This is a genomic window from Pontibacter sp. GD7, from assembly GCF_058216375.1.
Genome location: NZ_JBYZMP010000002.1, coordinates 344,821 through 365,657 on the forward strand (window position 1 = coordinate 344,821; position 20,837 = coordinate 365,657).

At 47.2% G+C, this 20,837-nt stretch carries 18 protein-coding genes and 1 tRNA gene; 9 read left to right on the forward strand and 10 right to left on the reverse strand.

What is annotated here, in order from left to right; genetic code table 11:
* Positions 1-41 precede the first annotated feature (41 nt).
* Both AC4BAP_RS04530 and AC4BAP_RS04535 read right to left on the reverse strand, forming a co-directional pair.
* Positions 42-542 carry a DUF421 domain-containing protein gene (locus AC4BAP_RS04530; protein ID WP_490581434.1) on the reverse strand — a complete coding sequence of 167 codons (501 nt, stop codon included), beginning with the start codon at positions 540-542 and terminating at the stop codon, positions 42-44.
* Between the two features lie 38 nt (positions 543-580).
* Complete coding sequence (locus tag AC4BAP_RS04535; protein ID WP_490581435.1) at positions 581-2,509, reverse strand: hypothetical protein; 1,929 nt, start codon at positions 2,507-2,509, stop codon at positions 581-583.
* A 135-nt stretch (positions 2,510-2,644) separates the two neighbouring features.
* Here AC4BAP_RS04535 and AC4BAP_RS04540 point away from each other — a divergent pair, with 135 nt between their 5' ends.
* The 4 genes from AC4BAP_RS04540 to AC4BAP_RS04555 all read left to right on the forward strand — a co-directional run bounded on the left by AC4BAP_RS04540 (position 2,645) and on the right by AC4BAP_RS04555 (position 4,979).
* On the forward strand, positions 2,645-3,046 hold the full coding sequence (locus AC4BAP_RS04540) for a DUF5329 family protein (protein WP_490581436.1): 402 nt from the start codon (positions 2,645-2,647) through the stop codon (positions 3,044-3,046).
* A 40-nt stretch (positions 3,047-3,086) separates the two neighbouring features.
* Positions 3,087-3,449, forward strand: a complete 363-nt coding sequence (locus AC4BAP_RS04545; RefSeq protein ID WP_490581437.1) for a SpoIIAA family protein — start codon at positions 3,087-3,089, stop codon at positions 3,447-3,449.
* A 37-nt stretch (positions 3,450-3,486) separates the two neighbouring features.
* Positions 3,487-4,029 carry a hypothetical protein gene (locus tag AC4BAP_RS04550; protein WP_490581438.1) on the forward strand — a complete coding sequence of 181 codons (543 nt, stop codon included), beginning with the start codon at positions 3,487-3,489 and terminating at the stop codon, positions 4,027-4,029.
* Positions 4,030-4,268: 239 nt separating this feature from the next.
* A complete protein-coding gene (locus tag AC4BAP_RS04555; protein WP_490581439.1) occupies positions 4,269-4,979 on the forward strand; it encodes an OmpA/MotB family protein in 711 nt (236 codons plus the stop codon).
* Positions 4,980-5,423: 444 nt separating this feature from the next.
* Here the strand turns inward: AC4BAP_RS04555 and AC4BAP_RS04560 are convergent, their stop codons facing one another.
* Together AC4BAP_RS04560 and AC4BAP_RS04565 are read right to left on the reverse strand one after the other, a co-directional pair.
* The gene (locus AC4BAP_RS04560) at positions 5,424-5,933 is read right to left on the reverse strand and encodes a DUF6141 family protein (protein ID WP_490581440.1); all 510 of its coding nucleotides are present in this window, start codon (positions 5,931-5,933) and stop codon (positions 5,424-5,426) included.
* Positions 5,934-6,121: 188 nt separating this feature from the next.
* Positions 6,122-7,261, reverse strand: coding sequence for a cystathionine gamma-synthase (locus tag AC4BAP_RS04565; RefSeq protein WP_490581441.1), 1,140 nt, complete (start codon positions 7,259-7,261; stop codon positions 6,122-6,124).
* A gap of 175 nt (positions 7,262-7,436) precedes the next feature.
* Between AC4BAP_RS04565 and AC4BAP_RS04570 the strand changes: the two genes are divergently transcribed.
* Entirely contained in the window at positions 7,437-8,159 is a 723-nt protein-coding gene (locus AC4BAP_RS04570) for a TVP38/TMEM64 family protein (RefSeq protein WP_490581442.1), read from the forward strand.
* A 65-nt stretch (positions 8,160-8,224) separates the two neighbouring features.
* Positions 8,225-8,298 (forward strand) — tRNA-Arg (locus tag AC4BAP_RS04575).
* 111 nt (positions 8,299-8,409) lie between these two features.
* On the opposite strand, the gene AC4BAP_RS04580 is transcribed toward AC4BAP_RS04575, so the two are convergent.
* Positions 8,410-8,748 (reverse strand): hypothetical protein, encoded by a 339-nt coding sequence (locus tag AC4BAP_RS04580; protein ID WP_490581443.1) that lies wholly within the window; start codon positions 8,746-8,748, stop codon positions 8,410-8,412.
* A gap of 241 nt (positions 8,749-8,989) precedes the next feature.
* Between AC4BAP_RS04580 and AC4BAP_RS04585 the strand changes: the two genes are divergently transcribed.
* The gene (locus tag AC4BAP_RS04585; protein WP_490581626.1) at positions 8,990-9,403 is read left to right on the forward strand and encodes a BrxA/BrxB family bacilliredoxin; all 414 of its coding nucleotides are present in this window, start codon (positions 8,990-8,992) and stop codon (positions 9,401-9,403) included.
* A 76-nt stretch (positions 9,404-9,479) separates the two neighbouring features.
* On the opposite strand, the gene purD is transcribed toward AC4BAP_RS04585, so the two are convergent.
* Complete coding sequence (gene purD, locus AC4BAP_RS04590) at positions 9,480-10,769, reverse strand: phosphoribosylamine--glycine ligase (protein ID WP_490581444.1); 1,290 nt, start codon at positions 10,767-10,769, stop codon at positions 9,480-9,482.
* A gap of 149 nt (positions 10,770-10,918) precedes the next feature.
* A complete protein-coding gene (recQ, locus tag AC4BAP_RS04595; protein WP_490581445.1) occupies positions 10,919-13,099 on the reverse strand; it encodes a DNA helicase RecQ in 2,181 nt (726 codons plus the stop codon).
* A gap of 64 nt (positions 13,100-13,163) precedes the next feature.
* Between recQ and AC4BAP_RS04600 the strand changes: the two genes are divergently transcribed.
* Both AC4BAP_RS04600 and AC4BAP_RS04605 read left to right on the forward strand, forming a co-directional pair.
* Entirely contained in the window at positions 13,164-14,135 is a 972-nt protein-coding gene (locus AC4BAP_RS04600) for a KpsF/GutQ family sugar-phosphate isomerase (RefSeq protein ID WP_490581446.1), read from the forward strand.
* A gap of 5 nt (positions 14,136-14,140) precedes the next feature.
* Positions 14,141-15,217 carry a mannose-1-phosphate guanylyltransferase gene (locus AC4BAP_RS04605; protein WP_490581447.1) on the forward strand — a complete coding sequence of 359 codons (1,077 nt, stop codon included), beginning with the start codon at positions 14,141-14,143 and terminating at the stop codon, positions 15,215-15,217.
* A gap of 464 nt (positions 15,218-15,681) precedes the next feature.
* On the opposite strand, the gene rlmB is transcribed toward AC4BAP_RS04605, so the two are convergent.
* The 3 genes from rlmB to AC4BAP_RS04620 all read right to left on the reverse strand — a co-directional run bounded on the left by rlmB (position 15,682) and on the right by AC4BAP_RS04620 (position 20,779).
* Positions 15,682-16,527 carry a 23S rRNA (guanosine(2251)-2'-O)-methyltransferase RlmB gene (gene rlmB / locus AC4BAP_RS04610; RefSeq protein ID WP_490581448.1) on the reverse strand — a complete coding sequence of 282 codons (846 nt, stop codon included), beginning with the start codon at positions 16,525-16,527 and terminating at the stop codon, positions 15,682-15,684.
* Positions 16,497-17,735, reverse strand: coding sequence for a GWxTD domain-containing protein (locus AC4BAP_RS04615; RefSeq protein WP_490581449.1), 1,239 nt, complete (start codon positions 17,733-17,735; stop codon positions 16,497-16,499). The genes rlmB and AC4BAP_RS04615 overlap by 31 nt, the downstream gene beginning before the upstream one ends.
* Before the next feature lie 92 nt (positions 17,736-17,827).
* Positions 17,828-20,779 carry a glycosyltransferase family 117 protein gene (locus tag AC4BAP_RS04620; protein WP_490581450.1) on the reverse strand — a complete coding sequence of 984 codons (2,952 nt, stop codon included), beginning with the start codon at positions 20,777-20,779 and terminating at the stop codon, positions 17,828-17,830.
* Positions 20,780-20,837 lie beyond the last annotated feature (58 nt).

Here is a 20,837-nt window from a genome sequence, read left to right on the forward strand (position 1 = left end):
CCTCCGCTGCATTGTGCAACAGAGGCCTTTCGCATTTTATTTCAGGTATCTTCCTTTTTAACTATACTTATCTCGCCGCTTCGCTCCAGGCAGGCCTGGTCTATCTGGTCAATTTCTTTTATGCCACCCCTGGTACGCATGGCTTCTTCCAGGTCGTGCTTTGTAACGCTGCTGCTTTTCATGTTGCTTTCCAGCATTTCCCCGTCCTTTACAAGCATTTTTGGCTTGCCTTTTACCATGCTTCCAAAAAACTTTGTGTGATATGCCAGCAAGGCAAACAGGTTATGCATGATCACAAGTACAAGCGCGGCGATCAGCGTTGGGAAAAAGGGGGCATTGCCAGTAATGGCACGGCTCAGCACCGAACCGTAGATAATACCCAACACGATGTCGAAGGCGGTGTGCTTACCAAAGATACGCTGGCTGCCAATCCTTAAAATAAGAAGTGCAGCCGCAAAGACTACTACAGCCCGTACAGCCATTTGCCACCAGTTCAGAGTATCCTCTCCCAGGCCAAGCGCCATGTCTAAAAACTCCTGCATATGCCATAAAACGTGAGCTTGCAGTATGGAGTTTTTAATTAACCGGCATCTCCGCAGTTACAAAGGCCTTTGTCCAGACTGTAGAGTATATCGAAGTTTTGCTCCACTTCTTTAATAAGCTGCAGCAGCTTTGTGTTATACTCCTGCACTTTAGGTAGCTTGTTTAGCTCAGGCTCCTGCTTGTTATGCTGATCAAGGGTTTTTATACTTTTGCCAAGTTCGGTATTCTTCTCGTGCATGCGGCTAACATACTGCTCTAGCGCTGTACTTACCGAGGCTGTGGCTGTTTGCAGGTTACTCTCAATGCACAATTGCCTCTTCAGGTACTTAAACACCGTTTGCTCTGCCAGTTGGTTAAGCTCATCCTTCTTTTTAAGCGCTTGCTTTAATTTAAAACTCTCGTAGCGCTTGTTATACTCTGTAACGGCATCGCGCACTTTGTCGCGGCAGCTCTGGCACTTGCTGGATGCAGCTTTGTCCAGCAAAGAGTTTCGCTGCGCCAGCGTTTCGTCTGTGGCGGGAGCTTCGTTCAGTTTCTGCAGGTCCTGGGCAAAAACATCCGAAAACTGCTGGTCTTCCAGGCGCTTGATCAGTTTAATGATAGCCTCTCCCTCCACGGAGGCCGACAAAAATTCAGGTCTTGGCAACTCCACGGCATAAAGCTTAGCAAGAGCGGCTTCGCGTTTCTCAGGTGTATTCCAGCTTTTTGGCTCGTTTTCCAGCTCGCGCAGGGTATTTACCAGTATCTTTCCGTTCTTCAGGTTATGGTCAGCCTCCAGGTATAAGTCCGCATTGTTAAGTATAGACTCATATTCTGGCTTAAAGATGTTCTGGTAGGTGCTGTTCTTGGCAAACTCTTTTTCACGGGCATCGAAGGTGCTTTTCAGGCGCTTGTACTCCTGCACAATACCAAACAGGTTCTTGGCGTTTACCTCCGGACTGTTGTTGCGGTAGTTCAGGCGATACGTGTTCAGGTTCTGCTTCATCTCAGCAAATACCCGCAGAAACTCCACATATAACTTCTCCTGGCGGTAGGTTTCGTCGTTTACAAGCTTGTGCTCGTAGGCGTTCTGTATCTTCTGCTTGCGCTTCTCTATCAGGTCCAGGGTAACTTCGTCGCCAGTAAGCACATCCATCCTGTACAGCGACTTGTAGTTGGCCACCACCATGTACGGGTAATCTTTGTAGCCGATAAATTCCTCCAGGCTCTTGCGATCAAGTTTGTTCGAGCTTTTGGTGAGATAGTCACCCAACTTCACCGATTTGATGGTCACGGTTTTCACATCGCCGGGCACAAACACATAGATGCGCACCGAGTGCAGGCGCGTGTCAAAGTCCTGGCCCTCGTACAGGCGAATGGTAGAGCTGAATTTATACTCCTTTTTATGTGTGCGTGCACTTAGCAGGTTGCCAAACTCGCCTACCAGCGAAAGCACCGCACTGGATGGGTTGGTGAGTTTAGAGAGGTTAACCAATTGGTTCGCCACCAGGCTAAACACCTGGTCGCCGTCGTTATTCGTAACCGCTTTGGCGTTAATTACCGCATCAATGCTGTTTTGTGTAGAGGATAAAGGCATTTTATCGATGATGCGCACCACTTCCAGGTGGTCACTTACCTGCGTTTTATACTCGCGTTTATCCTGGTTTATATAGAAATTGTAAAGCGGGTACACAATGCCATCGTTACCGAACAGCTTCATGTTCTTCAGCTGCGCCGTAATAAACAGGTACTCCAGCGAATTGCCATACTTCTTTTTCGGCTTCCGCACGCCCTTTTCCAGCTCATTAAGCACACGCGTAAACTTGTTGCCGTTAAACAGGTAAATGTCCGTAGACAGGTACTGCCACTCATCCGTGAAGGCGAAGTCATCGTTGTAACTATAGCCCAGGCGGGTTTCGATATTACGTTGTGCGAAGGCCTGCTGGCAAAGCAGCAGCAAAAAGAAAGCGAAAACTATTTTCCTCATAAACTACGTTAATGTCTTGTAGCGGTGTCTTGATTTAACCGTGACTGCGCAACATTATGTATTGAACATAAGTGCACTAAAATTGCTAATAATAACGCTATTATCATAAAATAATTATTGAAAGGAAGGGAAAGTATGTTAAGGTTTGTGATCATCGGATTGGTTCTGTTTACTGGCACTGGCAGCGTGGAGGCTGCCGCCGTGCATGAGCGTTTAAACAGTGTTACCAGCGTGTCTGCCACCGGCCTTACCGAAGCGCAAAAGATCGAAAGGCTGATCCAGTTTGTCCGTGGCATGAAGGACGCCACTTTTATCCGGAATGGCAGTGAACACTCCTGCCGCGAGGCTGCTGAGCACTTGCAGTCTAAGTGGCAGAAACACAAGGACAAGATCGGCTCTGCAAGAGATTTCATTGATGAGCTTGCGTCAAAGTCAGGACTTTCGGGACAGCCTTACAAGATCAGGTTTAAGGATGGCAGCGTTCTTACCACCTACGAGGTACTGACACGCGAACTGCAACGCCTGGAGAGTTTGTAGATTACCTGGATGAGTATACAATTTAACAGCCTTTTACGCCATGATACAGATACTCGAAGATTCTAAAGATGATCTGGTAGCATTAAGATTATCCGGCCATGTAGACAAACGGGACTACGATGTGATGCTGCCCCTGCTCGATGAAAAAATAAAGCAGCACGGCAAGATACGGGTGTATGCCGAAGTACAGTTTATCGAAGACTTCTCCATAAAGGCACTTTGGGAAGACGTAAAGTATGACTTTAAGCATGCCACAGACTTTAGCCGTGTAGCCATTGTAGGAGATCAGAAATGGATTGAATGGCTAACGGTGGCCTCCAAACCGTTTACGACTGCCGAGATCAGGCATTTTGACCTTAGCCAGCGAGAACAAGCCTGGAGTTGGATTAACGCACAAGTATAAGCTCAATTTATCATCTTTGCAGTTAAAGCACTGTAACATGATACTATTTAGGCTAAGGCACTGGCAGGCGTTCCTGCTCATTTTTATACTTCCGTTTGCGCTGCAGTACTCCTTAACACAGCTTACACATGGCTTTCCGTGGTACGTTTCGTTATTACTGAACTCCTTGCCTACACTTGTGCCCACCCTTTGGCTCTGGCAGGTAGGCAGGCTCCTTCATAAACGGCTTCCGGCAAGTATAAAAATAAGCCCGCTATATTTCCATTTAGGCGCCTTATACTTTGCGGCATACATTCTGGTGCTGATCTATACTTTAGGCATTGTGCGGGACAACCTGGCTGAGGGCATGTTGCCTTTAGGACCATTGATCTTGCTGTTACCCATGCATTTGTTTGCCACCTTCTGCTACTTGTACCTGGTATACTTTGTAGCCCGGTCTGTGGTAAGCGTCGAGCAACAAAGAATAGTTGCCCTTAACGAATATATTTTCCCGTTGCTGCAAGCCATGTTTCTGCCTGTTGGCATTTGGTTTTTACAACCGCGCCTCAACAGGCTGTGTTCTGAATCAACTATATGCTAGGTCTTTATCTTATATTGTTTTAACACTATTTTTGGTATAATACAATTTACAATAGCATTTTATATTTTATATAGAAGCAATACAATATATCAGAGATATAAGTGTTTAGCGAAAAAAAGTTAGCACGAACAGAGCGTTTTTAAACTTTTTTTTAGTTTGAAGACCAATCTTTTACCATATTTGCAATCAAGTATTACAACTAGGTAATTAAACTTTAAACAACAAATTCACAAACGCACATGAAATTCAACTTCTTCAAAGCGGCATTTGCAATGTTGCTGTGCTCTACCCTAATGGCATCTTGTGTTTCTTCTAAGAAATACGAAGAATTAAAAGCTAGCAAAGAAGCTCAGGAGCGCGAGCTTGCTGACTCTAAAGCTAAAGCTGATCAACTGGCTGCTTCGCTTAGAGAGCGTGAGCAAAAGCTTGCTGACATGGAGCGTGCCATGAACGAGCAGCAGAAAGTGCTTGACAACCTTAAAAATGAGGTTAATGCTGCATTACAAGGCTTCAACCAAGGCGACCTTAGCGTAAAAGTTAAAGACGGAAAAGTTTATGTTTCTATGTCTGACAAGCTTCTTTTCGCAACTGGTAGCACTAAGGTAAATCCAGGTGGCCAGAAGGCGATCAACCAGTTAGTAAACGTACTTCAGAAAAACCAGCAGGTTGGTATCATGGTAGAAGGCCACACAGACGACGTAACAGTTGCTAACGGCATGAAATACCTAACTGACAACTGGGACCTGAGCGTACTGCGTGCTACTGAGATCACGCGTATGATGACTGAGAAAGGTCTTTCTCCTGACAGAATCACACCAGCTGGCCGTTCTTACTACATGCCAGTAGACACAGGTCGTTCTGCAGAGGCGAAAGCTAAAAACCGTCGTACTGAGATCATCCTGACTCCAGACTTCACTGAGATCTACAAGATTCTGGGTATCCAGGCGTAGTTCTTAAGCGGATTAAAGTATAAAAGCCGGTGCTCTGAAAAGGGCATCGGCTTTTTGATTTTAAACAGAATTTTCTGCAGCGCCGGGTCCAACCACCCCCTACCCCTCTCCCGAAGCAAGTCCGGGATCTTCGACTTGTCTAAGGCGGGGAACTTTGACGCTACTAATTCACAGGCCATCACTATAGCATCTGTCCTTACTCTTGCTTTTCTATCTGTCGTCCTGAAGGACCTTGGTAGAAAGGAGGTTAAGCAGAATCTACAGGGCTTATACTTTTGCTAGAGTAATGCTAGAGTTCCCCGCCTTAGATTAGTGAGAACGCGAGTTCGAAACTAACGAGCGTAGCTCTGAGGGGGTAGGGGTGGTTGGACCCGGCGCTGCAGAAAAATACACAATATATTGCGCCTCTACACTCTCTAACAATCAACAATTAACAATCAGCAATTACTTAAGCTCCTTAGCCAGTTTGATTGCCTCATAAAGTGCAACCGCATCCTGCGAGCCTATGAGCAAGGGCTTTCGGTTGTAAAAGTATAGCTTCACCCCCTCGTTGCCAGACATATTATATGCTTTACCTTTAAAGCCCCATCTGATGCCCCAGCCACCGTAATCGCCAATGGGGCTATACACTACCTTCTCAAAATCACGAACCAGATGCAGCGGTATGGTTACAGGCTTCACATGAAACGGCCATAACCGCACATTCACTTCGCCAGGCCCTACCACTGTGGTAAGCTTCATATGGTAAAAGAACCAGGGCATACCAATACCCATCAGGACAAAAAGCACGGTCAACTGCACGTCAGAAACCGGCCTGTTGCCAAACTGCCCTCCAAGTATAACCTGGTAAATAAACCCAGCCCAGAAAACCGATGCCGCACCAAGTATGATTGCCCACAGCCAAAATTGCTTAAAGCGCTGTTTTTCCCTGAAAAGTATGATTTTATCAGACACAAGGTATTAGATATTAGACGTAAGACTTTTATATACTTCCAATTTCCTAAATTTGCTGTAAAAAGCCTTCCAAAGTATAAATACAAAAAATCCGATGCAAAAAGAAAGAGCCGTCTGCACTAAAGCAAACGACTCTCTCAGACCTCTAAAAATCTTAAATCTTGTGTCTGACGTCTTGTATCTTAAAACTATCCTATCGCTTGTTCAAGGTCGGCGATCAGGTCTTCGGCATCCTCAACACCCACACTCAGCCTGATAAGCGAATCGCTTAGGCCGGCTTTCATACGGTCTTCTTTTGGTATGCTGGCATGGGTCATAGTGGCTGGGTGTCCGCAAAGCGACTCTACTCCTCCCAATGACTCGGCCAGGGCAAAAAGCTTCAGGTTCTCCAACACCTTAGTGGCATCCTCAACCTTATCACCTTTCAAAACAAACGACACCATGCCGCCGAAATCGCGCATCTGCGCTTTGGCAACGTTGTGGTTGGCGTGGTCCTCGAAACCTGGCCAGTATACCTTCTCAACCTTAGCATGATTTCTCAGGTATTCTGCCACTTTACGGCCATTCTGGCAGTGGCGCTCCATGCGCAGGTGCAATGTTTTAATGCCACGCAGCACCAGGAAGCAGTCCTGTGGGCCAGGAGTACCGCCGCAAGAGTTCTGGATAAAGGCCAAACGCTCATGTAGGTCATCGTCATTCACAATAATGGCTCCCATTACCACATCCGAGTGGCCACCCATATACTTTGTAAGGGAGTGCATCACTATGTCGGCGCCCAGGTCTAGTGGGGTTTGCAGGTATGGCGTGGCAAAGGTATTGTCGGCAACCAGCAGCAGGTTGTGCTTTTTGGCAATGTCGGCACAGCCTTTAATGTCAATGATGTTCAGAAGTGGGTTTGTAGGTGTTTCTACCCAGATCATTTTGGTGTTCTCGTTTACCAGCGCCTCTACCTTGCTCAGGTCGGCCATGTTGGTAAAGTGAAACTTGATGCCGTAGTTCTGGAATATCTTTGTAAAGATGCGGTAACTGCCGCCGTAAAGGTCGTTTGTAGAGATCACCTCATCGCCGGGTGCCAACATCTTGATGATCGCATCTACTGCGGCCATGCCAGAGGCAAAGCACAAGCCATGTTTTCCGTTCTCCAGCGCTGCCAGTGCGTTCTGCAGTTGTGTGCGCGTTGGGTTGTGCGTACGCGAGTACTCATAGCCCTTATGATCGCCGGGCGAGCGCTGCACGTAAGTCGATGTCTGGTAGATCGGCGTCATGATGGCGCCTGTTGTTGGGTCTGGCTCTACGCCAGCGTGTATTGCTTTTGTTCCGAATTTCATATTCAAAGTATGTTTTTAGAATGATCGGTGTGCTGCAAGTTATAAAATTTAACATAGAAGAAAGACACTTATCCTATACTTCACCTGTATACCGACAGAAAGTGTTTTTAAAGCCGCCAAAATCTTTTGTCCTTTGTAATTCGTCTATTGCTAAGTATAAATTATAACCAATTGCATGAAATTTGTCCCGCTGCTGCGCAACCTTATACGTGAAAATGCCTCTACGTTTGTGTCGATGCTGCTGTTGGTGGTAGTGCCTGTGGTGGTTAGCTCTACCCTGGCCTTTATACTTTACCAATACCAGAATTTTCTGAGGGAACTGAGTTGGATGCAGATGCTGCTATACTTTACCGTGATATCCGTGACAATGGCCTTTGCGCTTACACCCACCACTTTTGTAGCCCTGGTAAGCGGCTTTTACCTTGGCTGGAATGGGTTTGCTGGGATTGTGGTATCGTATGGTATTGCTGCACTGATCGGCTATAGCCTGGCCCAGTTGATTGACCATGGCAAAATGATGAGTTTCCTGAACCGTTTCGAAAAGGCCCGCATACTTATGCAAGAGCTCCGGAACCAAAGCTGGAGCCTGATCTTTTTAACCCGCATCTCGCCGGTTCTGCCCTTTGCTTTGATGAATTTTGTGCTCTCGCTGCTGCAGGTAAACAAGCAAAAGTTTCTTGTGGCAAGTATAGTAGGTATGCTGCCACGCACACTTTTTTTCTTTTGGATAGGCACCCAGGCCAGCGACATCATAAAATTATTGCAGGACCCCGATAGCGGCTCCGGCGGCCAGATTCTCATGATCTCATTGATAGTCATTTCGATAGGTGGATTATACTTTGTATTTGACCGTGCCCTGAAAAAAGCACTGCGCAACGCAACCGCAAAAAATGAGTAAAATTTTAGAAAAGGGCTTGCATGGTATCAAAAAACGCCGTTACTTTGCACTCACAATAACGGAATGGTCTCGTAGCTCAACTGGATAGAGCATCTGACTACGAATCAGAAGGTTAGGGGTTCGACTCCCTTCGTGACCACCGAAAAGCCTCTTACAGCAATGTGAGAGGCTTTTTTTAATTAAAAAAACCAGGTACCGCCCTACAACAAAATAGTTTGGCACCTGGCTTTATATGAAGTATAAAAAGTTCTCAGACCAGTGCGGTGTCTTCGGTTGGCTGCAGGCCATTTTTGTAAGACTCCAGTTCTTTCAGAGCATTTCCCTTCACTCCATTTTTCGACAGGTCTTTGCAGAGTTTGTCCCAGTTATAGAACAGCTTCCAGACCTCTCCCCCTTTACAATGGCTTTTCTCTTTGTTGGTCATGGGGCGTGTAAAAATGGGTTCAAGGATCACATCCTCTTCCCATAGCGGCACATCGATGGTATGGCGTTGGCTGTTTAATACCTTTATAACTTCTGCACTGCTACCATTGCGTGCAGCCAGGTAGTAATACCTGACGAAGGACTGGCTTAAATTAGGGTGAAGCATAAGAATCTACTTTAATGGCGTAAAATATCTTACTTATTCCCCTATACTCCCTTTAAATCACCAGGTTATGGCCAAGCATCAGATTCCTAAAACAATACTAATTTATACTTGTTATGTATTGTTTATCACAGCAGCTTAAACCACTGGTTTATACATAGGCAAAGGCTATTCAATTTTCTGGTTATTATTTGTTAATTTTGCACCGGATTGTTTATTACTTAAAACACTGAATTTTATGGGAATGTATCCTGAATATATGGTTGCCCCTATCCGCGAAGACCTAACTTCGTCTGGCTTTGAGCAATTAATGACGCCTGAAGAAGTAGAGCAGGCATTGAAAGCAGAAGGCACTGTGCTGTTAGCCATCAACTCTGTTTGTGGTTGCGCAGCTTCTAAAGCCCGCCCTGCACTTAAAATGGCCGTAGCCGCCAGCGATAAAACACCTACTAAGCTTGTGACAGTTTTCGCAGGCATGGAGCAGGACGCTGTTGCCAAGGCTCGTGAGCACATGCTGCCATATCCGCCGTCTTCACCTTCAATTGCATTGTTTAAGGATGGAGAACTGGTACACATGATCGAGCGCTACCACATTGAGGGCAACGACCTGCACCGCATCGTTGACAACCTGAAAGGCGCGTTTGAGGCTTATTGCTAATTACCACCTGAAATAAAAAAGCAGCGGCCGGTTATACTTTAACCGGCCGCTGCTTTTTTATTTATACTTCGGTAAATTATACGTGCATCCCCCTCAGGTCAAAACCAATATCGCGGCGGTAGTTTCTATCCTGCCAGCTGATGGCCTCGGCTGCTGCATTGGCTTTGGCCAGCGCTTCGTCCATTGTATCGCCAAGCGCGGTAACTGCAATAACACGCCCGCCACTATTCACAAGCTTGTCGCCTACCATTTTTGTACCCGCATGGAAAACCAGCACGTCCTGTGGTACATTTTCCAGGCCGGTAATTTCCTTACCTTTCTCAAAGCCCTCCGGATAGCCCCCTGAAACCAGGAACACTGTAGTGGCTGTTCTAGGGTCTATCTCAAGTTGATAGCTACCCAAAGTATGGTCATGCAGCGCCTTAAACAACTCAAACAGGTCTGATTTTATGCGTGGAAGTATGGCCTCTGTCTCAGGGTCACCGAGGCGCACGTTATACTCTATCACGTATGGGTCACCGTTTACGTTCATCAAGCCAATAAACAGGAAGCCGGTATAGTCCATGTTCTCAGCCTGCATGCCTTTAAGCGTTGGCTCGATAACGCGCTGCTTTACTTTGTCCATAAAGACGTCATCCACAAAAGGCACCGGCGATATGGCTCCCATTCCTCCGGTATTCAAGCCAGTGTCACCTTCTCCTATACGCTTATAGTCTTTTGCCTCTGGCAACAGCACATACTCTTTGCCATCGGTAAGTATAAACACAGATACCTCAATACCCTGCAGGTATTCTTCTATCACTACTTTGCTGCTAGCATTGCCAAAGCGCTTGTTACGCAACATGGCATCCAGCGCATCAAAGGCCTCATCATAATCCTGGGCAATAATAACGCCTTTTCCGGCAGCCAGACCATCGGCCTTCAGTACAACTGGGTAGCTGTGGTTCTTTAAATAATCACAGGCCTTAGAGAACGTTTCCTCAGTAAATGTCTGGTAGCGGGCTGTAGGTATGTCATACTTCTGGAAGAAAGCCTTACAGAAATCTTTACTGCCCTCCAGCATTGCTCCGGCCTTTTTAGGGCCAACGATCAGGATATGGCGTAAATATTCCTTCTCCTGAAAGTAATCGTGTATACCCTCAACAAGCGAGTTCTCCGGCCCTACCACCATCATCATGATATTAAAGTCGGTGGCAAACTTGGCTACCTCCTCAAAATCATGAATGTTGATACTGGCGTTCGTATGGAATTCGGAAGTACCGGCGTTGCCCGGAGCCACAAATATCTTATCGCAGTATTCGCTCTGGCTAAGCTTCCAGGCTAGGGCATGCTCCCTGGCTCCAGACCCGATGATTAGTACGTTCATAGTTCTTATAAATGGTTCAACTGTTAAACTGTTGAATGGTTAAACACTTTAATATCTGCCAAATCTATAAAAAAAATTGTTGGAAGAGTCCGGCAATATTTCAGCACTTATCCTCCAACAATTAAACAATTTAGCAATTTAACAATGTATCAATTAGCATACTCCGACAAGAACTTGATGCGCATCAGGCGCAGGTCTTCTTCCGAGAAATCGTCGGTACCGAGTTCCTTAAGCGCCTCCCCGATGTTATCGGTGCTGGCATTCATAAAGTAATCGTAAATATCCTCCTGACGCTCCTGGTCAAGTATGCTGTTGATATAGTAGTTCAGGTTAAGCTTGGTGCCTGAGTAACAAATATGCTCAATTTCCTCGATCAGCTCTGGCATGGTAAGGTCTTTTGAAGAGGCTATTTCCTCCAGGTCAACCTTCTTATCTATCTGCTGTATGATGTAGATCTTGATCTTAGACTTGTTAACCGTTGTCTTTACTACCACGTCGGCAGCCGTTACAATGTCGTTTTCCTCTACATACTTCGTGATCAGATCCAGGAACGGCTTGCCAAATTTCTGCACCTTACCCATGCCCACGCCGGCAATATGCGCCAGGTCTTCTTTTGTGGTAGGGTAAACAGTGGCCATCTCTTTCAGGGATGGGTCCTGGAACAATACGTATGGCGGCAGTCCTTTTTCTTTTGCCAGCTTTTTACGCAGGTTCTTAAGCAAATCGAACAGCACCTCATCGTGGCCTGCGGCGGCCTGGCTCTCTTCTTTCTCCTCGTCCTCTTTCACTTCCTGCTCGTAGTTGTGGTCTTTGGTTAACTGTATCGGCTGTGGGTTTGCAATAAAATCAAGTCCTTTCTGCGTTAACTTCACCACGCCGAAGTTCTCAATATCCTTCTCCAGGTATTCCGACAACAGGATCTGGCGTAACACGGAGCTCCAGAACTGCACATCGTGCTCCTTGCCTGCCGCAAACACCTCCAGCTTATCGTGGTCGTAGCTGGCCACATACTGGTTACGCAATCCGGTCAGTACTGCAGTGATATGGTCAATGCCGAAGCGCTGGCCTGTCTGCTGAACAGCCTTTAACGCCAGCTGCACTTCATTCTGTGCCTCAAAACGCTCTTTCGGATGCAGACAGTTATCGCAGAAACCGCAGTCTTTCTCATATGCTTCTCCAAAATAGTGCAGCAACTGCTTGCGGCGGCACACGGCAGAGTCGGCATAAGCAGCCATTTCCTGCAGCAACAGCTTGGAATTGTCGCGCTCTGTTACCGGCTTATCTTTATTGAACTTCTCCAGCTTCACGATGTCATCGTAGCTGTAGTACATGATACAGTTACCCTCCAGGCCGTCGCGTCCGGCACGTCCGGTTTCCTGGTAGTATCCCTCAATCGATTTAGGTGTATCGTAGTGTATCACGAACCGGACATCCGGTTTGTCGATGCCCATACCAAAGGCAATAGTAGCCACAATCACTTCCGCCTCTTCGTTCAGGAAAGCATCCTGGTTGGCCATGCGTATACTTGAGTCGAGGCCGGCGTGGTAAGGAAGCGCCCTCACATCGTTTACACGCAGTAATTCCGCGATCTCTTCTACTTTCTTGCGGCTCAGGCAGTACACAATGCCGCTTTTCCCCTTGTTCTTTTTAACATACTGGATAAGCTGCTTCTTGGTATTGTGCTTTGGCCGGACTTCGTAGTATAGGTTAGTACGGTTAAAAGAAGACTTAAAAACAGAGGCCTCGTCCATCTGAAGGTTTCGCTGAATATCCAGCTGCACCTTTGGCGTGGCCGTAGCTGTAAGGGCAATAATTGGCAGGTTGCCTATCTGGTCTATAATGCCGCGGATGCGGCGGTACTCCGGACGGAAATCGTGTCCCCACTCCGAGATACAGTGTGCTTCGTCAATGGCAACAAACGAGATATTGGAACTGCGCAGAAACTCTATCGTCTCTTCTTTAGTAAGTGATTCCGGTGCCACGTACAGTAGCTTCACCTCACCAGCCAGGGTTTCCTTTTTAACTCTGTTTATCTCCGCCTTCGACAAAGTAGAATTCAGGAAATGCGCGTTAACGCCAAAAGCGTTAAGCTGGTCCACCTGGTTCTTCATAAGGGCGATCAGCGGAGAAATAACGATAGCTGTACCCGGTAAGGAAAGGGCAGGAAGTTGGTAACACAACGACTTGCCGGCGCCTGTAGGCATAATCACAAAGGTGTTCTTGCCATTGATAATGTTGTTAATTATCAATTCTTGATTTCCTCTAAATTGATTATACCCAAAAACTTCCTTTAATTTGTTCTTGAGATTTACCTCTTGTTGTACTGACATGTAATCTTTGCAAAAATTAATTCAATTGCATGTACCTTTACGGGTACCTTAATACAAATTTAATTTGAATCTTGTTAATAATATAGCGCTTACGGCAAAAAATGTATTACGTGCCGAAGCGCATGCAATCGCCAGACTAGCCGATTTAATCGACGAAGGGTTTGAAAATTGCGTCGAAGCTATACTTCAGTCTAAAGGCCGCGTGGTGGTGACCGGCATTGGTAAAAGCGCCAATATTGCCACCAAAATCGTTGCCACTCTCAACTCTACAGGAACTCCGGCGCTTTTCATGCATGCAGCAGATGCCATTCACGGCGACCTGGGCATGATACAGCCGGATGATTTTGTGATCTGCATCTCCAAGAGCGGCAACACCCCTGAGATAAAGGTACTGGTTCCGTTGTTAAAACGCAAAGGTTCTAAGCTTGCTGCAATGGTCTCAAGCACAGACTCATACCTGGCAAAATGCGCCGACTTTGTTTTGAACGCCAACGTAGAACGCGAGGCTTGCCCGCATAACCTGGCCCCTACCACCAGCACAACCGCAGCACTTGCCCTGGGCGACGCCCTTGCAGTAAGCCTGCTGGAGGCCCGTGGCTTTAGCAGTTCCGATTTTGCGCACCTGCACCCGGGCGGCTCCCTTGGCAAACGCCTGTACCTGATGGTAGAGGATATTTATGGCCACAACGCGGCTCCCAACGTTAATGAGAATGCTTCGTTAAAGGAGATTATTATTGAAATTTCTTCGAAACGACTTGGGGCAACTGCCGTGGTAAAAGACGACTCCAAAGAGCTGGTTGGTATAATTACAGACGGTGATCTGCGCCGCATGCTAAACAAGTATGAATCTACGGAAGGCATTGTTGCCCGCGACATCATGACCCCATCGCCTCTTACGATAGAGCCGGATCAGTATGCCGCCGAGGCGCTGGCCATTATGCAGGCTAAAAGTATAACTCAGTTAATAGTAACCAAATCTGGTAAATTTGAAGGGTTTGTGCACCTACACGACCTGTTGAAAGAAGGACTTGTATAACAACAATGGATAAAAACACTTATGTGGTGATAATGGCCGGCGGCATCGGAAGCCGCTTCTGGCCATTCAGCCGTACCAATTACCCAAAGCAGTTTCATGATGTACTGGGAGTTGGCGAAAGTATGCTGCAAATGACGGCTAAACGCTTTCAGGATATTTGCCCGCCTGAAAATGTGTATGTGGTAACCAACAAAGACTATGAGGACCTGGTAAAACAGCAGCTTCCTTTTCTGGATAGCAACCAAATTCTGCTGGAGCCCATTGGCCGGAACACGGCGCCGTGTATTGCCTACGCCTCTTATAAAATAGCGCAGATAAACCCGGACGCCAACCTGGTGGTAACCCCAGCAGACCATGTGGTGCTGAAGCAAGAAGTGTTTACCAATGTTATTAAAGAAGCAATAGCCGCCGCCGATAAAGAAGATGTGCTGATTACGCTTGGCATCACGCCGAGCAGGCCAGACACTGGCTATGGCTACATCCAGTACATTGGCGATGACAACCAAAGTATAAAAAAGGTGAAGACCTTCACCGAAAAACCTAACCTGGAACTGGCCAACATGTTCTTGGAAAGCGGTGACTTTGTGTGGAACTCTGGCATCTTTATCTGGAACGTTAAAAGTATACTTAACGCTTTTAAAGCACAGCTTCCAGAAATTACGGAGATCTTTGAAGAAGGTGCCAGCACGCTAAACACCGAGCAGGAGCAAAACTTCATCACAAGGGCTTACTCGCAGTGCCGCAATGTGTCTATCGACTATGGCATTATGGAGAAGGTTGACAATGTGTATGTGCTGTTAGCTGACATTGGCTGGTCAGACCTGGGCACCTGGAACTCACTTTACACCATTAACGAAAAAGATGATAACGGAAATGTTGTGGACGGCGAGGTACTGTTATACGACACCAAAGACTGCATCATCAAAACACCGAAGGAGCGCCTTGTAGTGCTTCAGGGTTTACAGGACTACATTGTAGCTGAGTATGACAACGTGCTGATGATCTGCAAAATGTCTGAAGAACAGAAAGTAAAAGAATTTATGGCAGACGCCAAGTCTAAAAAAGGTGTAGACTTTATCTAAACCGCCCAGAAAGTATAAAAGCAAAAGCCCGAACGAGTCGGGCTTTTGCTTTTATACTTCTGTAGTTTGCTTCGTTATTCGTTGTTGGTTATTCGTTATTAGGAAATGTAGAGACGCAATATTTTGCGTCTTATTTGCTACAAAGCAATGCCTTCTAAAGTATAAAATATGGCTTATAGAAGTATAAACTCATGCTTTTAGGTCTTTCAAACTATAAATAATGACACACGGAAGTCTGAAGACTCCCCATCATAAAAAGTCACAAGTCAGCGCTGCGCTAAAGACTTGCGCTAGGTATGGTCATGATAAATGCCAGATCAGATTTATTACTTTAGCATACAAGACGCAAAATATTGCGTCTCTACAGGGCTGCATCCAACAACGGTTAAAGAATAACGACTAACAAAAAAGGGGCTGCCGCTAAAGTATAACGGCTGCCCCTTTACACACATAAAAGTATAAACTTATCTCGGCTCCAGGCTACCCAGGCTGGAATAGCCGCTTTCGCGCAGGCGCTGGCTCATGGCTTCGTAAAGTATGATACCTGTGGCCACCGAAACGTTTAAGGAGCTGATCTGGCCCATAAGCGGAATACGGAGGCGCACATCTGCACGCTTTAAATACTCCGGCGAAATTCCGTCTTCCTCGCTGCCCATAATCACAGCAGTAGGCCCAGAGAAATCAACGGCAAAGTCCGTGATCATATGTTCCGTTTTCTCGGTACATGCAACTATCTGGATACCATAATCCTTCAGATAATCGATAGTGTCTTTCAGGTTTGGCTCACGGCATACAGGCACCAGGTTAAGCGCACCAGCCGATGTTTTCATGGCGTCAGCATTTACCTGCGCGCCTCCTCTGCTTGGTATTATAATCGCGTCTACGCCCATACACTCTGCATTTCGGGCAATAGAACCAAAGTTGCGCACATCGGTAACCCTGTCAAGTATAAGCAGCAACGGTGTTTTGCCCTGCTCAAACAGCGAAGTAACAATTTCGCTTAAGGGCTGATAGGTGATAGGCGAAATGAATGCAACAGCCCCCTGATGGTTTTTGCGGGTCAGCTTGTTGAGTTTTTCGAGTGGCACCGAGGCTACAGGCACTTCACGCTTCTTTGCCTCGGCCATTATCTCCTCTGTGGTAGGGTTTTTGGCACCCCTAAGCAGGAAAATCTTCTCCAGCGTTTTACCGGCCAGCATTGCCTCCAGTATTGGGCGCGACCCGAAGATCATCTCCAGTTTCTCCTCTTTGGGTGCTTTTGGGCCACCATAACGGTTGCCTACATATTGTCTGTTATTCCTGCTCTCCATTTTGCTACAGTGCTGTACCAACTCTCCTCGTAGTCGCGGTGCCGTATCAGCTCATAATTATTTTCGGTAAAGTTATCCCCTTTTTTATTAAAAACGAACTTAATGTAGGGGCTGGTCTCTGCCTTGCGGTATATCCAGGTTTCGGTATTGCCTGTCTGGCTCATGGTGCTGGGCTTGCCGAAAATGATATAGATCATGCCCCTGTCTGTGGTCCAGCCGGGTTTATGGGAGGTAAACAGCATGTTGGCTTTCTCCACTCTCCCGTAGTATGACCGGATCAGTTCTCTGGCAGTGGCTTTGTCGCCGGCAACCTTAAGCCAGAATTCATCCACGGCGGCTTTGGGATCGTTGCTTCGCAGCAACACTTCCCGCTCTGCAGAAGTGGTGATGTAGATCAGGGGCCGGAGCAGTTCCTGTGCCATGGTAATTTGCGGGTACGACCAGTTTTGCACCAGCAAGCTCTTGGCAAACGCCGAAGACGGCTCAAAGATGTATAAACCCTCTTTACCAAAACTTATGGTATCGCCGGGTTGGTAAAGCAGCGTATCGGTTATACTTAAGGCTAAAGGCTGCTCCTGCCGCGAGGACATGGGCGGTAAGGCCGGCAAAAAATCCGTTTTGTAATAATGCACCTTAACCGGCTTCCCGTTTTTGCCATATTGGCGTACTAACACTTTATCGGATGTATTAATGTATTCACTGAAGATAGGCTTATCGTCGCTGGCTTTTACCAGGAGGTAGTTTTTGTTCAGCATCTGCTCTTTTAGCGGCACCCTGAAGCGCACCGCCATCCGCTCCTGCCCCACCAAGGCCTGCCAAAGCCGTACGTGAAGTATGTTTGGTTCTTTTACCACATTGGCCGGCACCGCAAAAGACATGTGCAGCTGTCCTTCCACATCCGTGATCTTACGTGCAGGTTTGATGAGTGAGTCGGCAACCAGTACCTTATCCCTGTCCGACAGGCCTGTTTTTACAAAATATTCCATTGCCGTTGCCGACTGCAGCACATCCATCACGTCCTGCTCATCCTCAAATTTCAGAAACAAGTATAAGCTGTCGTTGGCCGCGTAGAAAGCATGCTTCATTTCGATTTCAGGGGCTACCGGCCTTACTACCACCGGCTGTAACCGTGTTGCCTGCGGCGTACCACAGCTATACATTCCTATAAGTATAAACAGCAAGGGTAATGACAACAGAATACGTATCATCCAGAGAGTTCTTCTTTAAAGCCCAAATAAAAAAGCCGGAGTACTATTTAGCAGTACCCCGGCTTTCTTTACTGATTTATATACTTTTTTGTTTAACGTCGCATGCGCTGCAGATACTGCATGAACTGCTGCTGCAATTGCTGCGCTTTTTCGGTCATTCCCATCTCCTCTGCAATTCCTATCAGCTGCTGCAGCACGATCATGTTTGTCTGGATCTCCATGTCAAACAAAGCGCCTTTCGCAAAGTAATAATCCAGCGACTTGATGGATGACTGCGTCATAGAGTCCATGATCTCTTTAGCCTTCTGCTTATCGCCAACAGCATCGAACAGAAGTATAAACTGAGGCGTGTAATAATCGTAAGGCACAGACTCCTTTGGCATCACCTTAAAGCAGTAGTCAATAACTTCCTTAGCGCGGGCTTTGTTTCCCTCCTCCAGGTAGGCTGACGCCAGTCTGGCAAACTTGTCGCGCGCGTTGGCAGAGAAGCGATAATAATTCTCGTCATAGAAAATATCCTCCTTGTCAAAGTTGCGGAAGCTGAATTCCTTCATCATGTTCTGGTACATCAGGTCTTTGTGTATAGAACCCTGGCTGTCTTCGCCTGATGTTTTTACCGGAACGATTCTATAGGCCAGACCTTCCAGCTGGAAGAACTCCGACAAACCGATGAAGTCGGCGCTGTTTACTGTAGTTGAGAAGTATACCGGACGAACCCAGTCGTTTGTGGCCAGCAGGTCCAGCAGGATCAGGTGCTTTTTCTCAAGCATCGACTTGTTGATGGTCCACTGCATCTGGTCAACAATCTCGCCCTCTTTGCTCTCCGGCACAATGTTCATGGCAGCCACTTTAGCTTTATCAACCGACAACGAGAACTTTTTAGTAGGGAACGTAAGCAGCGTGGTGGTTCCGTAATTAACCTGCAGCGCCGGGTGGTTCTGTTTTACCAGGCTGATGTACTGCTTCAGGTCTATACCTGCGGCCACCTGCGGTTTCTCTACAAATGGCAGGTAATCGTTTGTGCCCTGGCGGTAGTTTTCATTCTCCAGCGTAAGCGGCCATGGGTCCGACTTGTACGACTGGTCCTTCATCTGATCGATGTACCAGTCGGTGTTCAGGTAGCTAAGTACAGCCACGCGCACATCGGTACGGTAACCTTCTACTTCCTGTACATACCAAAGCGGGAAAGTATCGTTGTCGCCGTTTGTAAGAAGTATGGCATTTGGCGCACAAGAGTCCAGCAGGTTTTTAGCTGAGTCCACAGAGAAATAACGGTCAGAGCGGTCGTGGTCGTCCCATCCCTCTGCTGCCATAATTCCCGGTACCAAAAGGCCTATTACGGTGGCAACTCCGGCGGCAGCCTGGTTGCTCTTAATGGCTTTTCGCAGTAGTTCGGCTAGGCCCATCACACCTAACCCGATCCAGATACTGAATGCATAGAAAGAACCGGCAAAAGTATAATCACGCTCTCGCGGCTCCAGTGGCGGTTGGTTGAGGTACAGGGCAATGGCTATACCTGTAAAGAAGAACAGCAGGCCAACTACGAAGGCATTGCGGTCGTCTTTTCGAACCTGGTAAATCAAACCAAGCACACCGATAAGCAGTGGCAACAGATAAAAGCAGTTGCGTGCTTCGCTTTCCAGTACACGTTCCGGTGCATTCGGGTCATCTTTGCCAAACCAAAGCACGCCGGCATGCTGCACATCGCTCTCGCGGCCAACAAAGTTCCACAGGAAGTAACGCCAGTACATGTGCCCCAGCTGGTAGTTTAACAGGAAGCTGAGGTTCTGACCGAAGGTTGGCGCCTGGCCTTCGCGCAGGTCAACCCATTTACGGTACTCGTCCACGTGCTGCGGGTTATCGCTGTAGATTCGCGGCAGGAGCGTTTTGTCTTTGCTGTCGTAAATTGGCTCAACGCCTCCTTTAACGGCAATATATTTGTCTTTACCCTTAACATAGCGAGGCGCCTTCTCTTCCTGGTCTACGGGCTGCGCATTATACTGCGGTCCGTAAAGCAAAGGGCGGTCGCCGTACTGCTCACGCTTCAGGTAAGACACGAATGTCATGATATCGTCCGGGTCATTCTCATCGATGGTAGGCTCATAAGAAGAGCGGATAGGGATGATCATGTAAGAAGAGTAACCGATCAGCACGAATACAAAGCAAAGTATGGCTGTATTCAATACACGGTTATTGTGCTTAATGGAATAACGCAGGCCAAAAACGATGGCTGCGATAAGCAATACCATGAAAACGATCAGGCCAGAACTGAACGGCATGCCCAGGCTGTTTACAAAGAAAACTTCGAAGTTACCGGCCAGAGACGGCAAGCCAGGAATCACACCCCAAAGTATGGCCACCACGATCACAGCGCTTATCGCAAAGGCAATAAGCCCGCCGATAAGCGTTGGCCTGTACAGCCTGAAATAGTATATAAACGCCAGGGCAGGTATAGTTACCAGGTTCAGCAGGTGAGCACCGATAGAAAGGCCTACCAGGTAAGCGATCAGTACTAGCCACTTATCAGAGTGCGCCTCTCCTACTTTTGCCTCCCAGCGCAGCATGGCCCAGAATACAATGGCCGTAAAGAACGAGGACATGGCGTATACTTCGGCCTCCACAGCCGAGAACCAGGCCGAATCGGAGAAAGTATAAGCCAGCGCACCCACAGCACCACTTCCCATGATCAGGAGTATATTGCCTTTGGTTGGCTCGGCACCTTCTTTCACAATTATCTTGCGGGCGAAGATGGTAATGGTCCAGAACAGGAACAGCACAGTTAAAGAACTGCATATACCTGACAGTAAGTTAACCCACCACGCCACTTGCTCCGGGCTGCCGGCAAACATAGAGAAGATGCGCCCCACCAGCAGGTAAAAAGGTGCACCTGGCGGATGCGGCACTAACAACTTATACGAGCAGGCAATAAACTCCCCTGCATCCCAGAAGCTTGCCGTTGGCTCTAACGTTAACACATACACTGCAGTCGCGATAAGGAACACGACCCAGCCCACGAGGTTGTTTATCTTACGATAATCCATCATAGCATTTAAATTGAGCCCCGAAAATAATAAATAAAACTCAGGGGCTAATAAAATTAAG

Coding starts and splice junctions, on each gene's coding strand:
- AC4BAP_RS04580 (WP_490581443.1), bottom strand. CDS start 8,748: ATGCTTCACCCTAATTTAAGCCAGTCCTTCGTCAGGTATTACTACCTG.
- AC4BAP_RS04530 (WP_490581434.1), bottom strand. CDS start 542: ATGCAGGAGTTTTTAGACATGGCGCTTGGCCTGGGAGAGGATACTCTG.
- AC4BAP_RS04535 (WP_490581435.1), bottom strand. CDS start 2,509: ATGAGGAAAATAGTTTTCGCTTTCTTTTTGCTGCTGCTTTGCCAGCAG.
- rlmB (WP_490581448.1), bottom strand. CDS start 16,527: ATGGAGAGCAGGAATAACAGACAATATGTAGGCAACCGTTATGGTGGC.
- AC4BAP_RS04540 (WP_490581436.1), top strand. CDS start 2,645: ATGTTAAGGTTTGTGATCATCGGATTGGTTCTGTTTACTGGCACTGGC.
- AC4BAP_RS04615 (WP_490581449.1), bottom strand. CDS start 17,735: ATGATACGTATTCTGTTGTCATTACCCTTGCTGTTTATACTTATAGGA.
- recQ (WP_490581445.1), bottom strand. CDS start 13,099: ATGTCAGTACAACAAGAGGTAAATCTCAAGAACAAATTAAAGGAAGTT.
- purD (WP_490581444.1), bottom strand. CDS start 10,769: ATGAACGTACTAATCATCGGGTCTGGAGCCAGGGAGCATGCCCTAGCC.
- AC4BAP_RS04605 (WP_490581447.1), top strand. CDS start 14,141: ATGGATAAAAACACTTATGTGGTGATAATGGCCGGCGGCATCGGAAGC.
- AC4BAP_RS04585 (WP_490581626.1), top strand. CDS start 8,990: ATGTATCCTGAATATATGGTTGCCCCTATCCGCGAAGACCTAACTTCG.
- AC4BAP_RS04555 (WP_490581439.1), top strand. CDS start 4,269: ATGAAATTCAACTTCTTCAAAGCGGCATTTGCAATGTTGCTGTGCTCT.
- AC4BAP_RS04565 (WP_490581441.1), bottom strand. CDS start 7,261: ATGAAATTCGGAACAAAAGCAATACACGCTGGCGTAGAGCCAGACCCA.
- AC4BAP_RS04620 (WP_490581450.1), bottom strand. CDS start 20,779: ATGATGGATTATCGTAAGATAAACAACCTCGTGGGCTGGGTCGTGTTC.
- AC4BAP_RS04550 (WP_490581438.1), top strand. CDS start 3,487: ATGATACTATTTAGGCTAAGGCACTGGCAGGCGTTCCTGCTCATTTTT.
- AC4BAP_RS04570 (WP_490581442.1), top strand. CDS start 7,437: ATGAAATTTGTCCCGCTGCTGCGCAACCTTATACGTGAAAATGCCTCT.
- AC4BAP_RS04545 (WP_490581437.1), top strand. CDS start 3,087: ATGATACAGATACTCGAAGATTCTAAAGATGATCTGGTAGCATTAAGA.